Origin of the sequence: Achromobacter xylosoxidans (genome assembly GCF_002192695.1) — a bacterium.
Taxonomy (GTDB): Bacteria; Pseudomonadota; Gammaproteobacteria; order Burkholderiales; family Burkholderiaceae_B; genus Achromobacter; species Achromobacter xylosoxidans_C.
On the sequence record NZ_MTLG01000015.1, the window covers coordinates 1 to 751 of the forward strand.

2 pseudogenes are annotated in these 751 nt (G+C 64.4%); both read right to left on the bottom strand.

Annotated features, from left to right (window positions below):
- Positions 1 to 202, bottom strand: a pseudogene (locus BRO63_RS03930) (hypothetical protein); the annotation flags it as partial.
- Positions 203 to 532: 330 nt separating this feature from the next.
- Positions 533 to 751 (bottom strand): annotated as a pseudogene (locus tag BRO63_RS03935) (hypothetical protein); the annotation flags it as partial.

Consider the following 751-nt stretch of genomic DNA (forward strand, 5'->3'; position numbering starts at 1 on the left):
CGAGCTGGGACCAGCCGCCTCTTTCGAGGGCACGTTGAGCCGCGGCATAGCTGCGGAAGTACTCGCGGGATTCCCGCGAAACGGGGCCTTCGGTATCGCGCGTGCCGATGTAGTGACCGGCGGCGCTTTGCAGGACTTCGAGCGGCAGGAACTTGCCGCAGTAGGTCAGGGCCAGTTGGCCGAAAGAGGCTTGCTGGGACATGGACGGGCTCCTTGGAAAAGCGGGGCCTCGTCCCTCACGGGATGGCAGCTCCCGCACGCGGTTGATAAAAAGCATCGACGTCACGGGGACGCGCGTCCGCAGACTTGATGCGATGCGGACTGGCGGGCAACGCGGGAGAGACCCGCGGCAGCCTGAAACCCTGGCTGCTGGCATGTGCTGACGAATCAGCGAACATGCGGGCAGCTTCGTGCGCGGGCCGCGCTGCGTCAGTTTGAAAACGGCATCCGGCCCAGCCCCGATTGATGGGCACCGGAAAAAAGAAGCCCCGCATCGAGTGCGGGGCTGTCAGGAGGGGGCGTCGGCGCCGGGTCAGTCGGGCTTGTCGCCCAGGACATGCTGCTTCCACAGGTCAAATGCCTGCTCGGGCGGAAGCTCGGCGAGAATGACGATGGGTTGGGCCTGTCGGGCGCGCAGCGAAGCGAAGTAGGCTTTGCGGTCGGCGATGGCCTTGAGCTTGATGCCCTTGATGAACAGCAGTTTGCCGTCCTTGATGAACAGCACCTTGTTGCCGATGTCGCGGTTGAACGC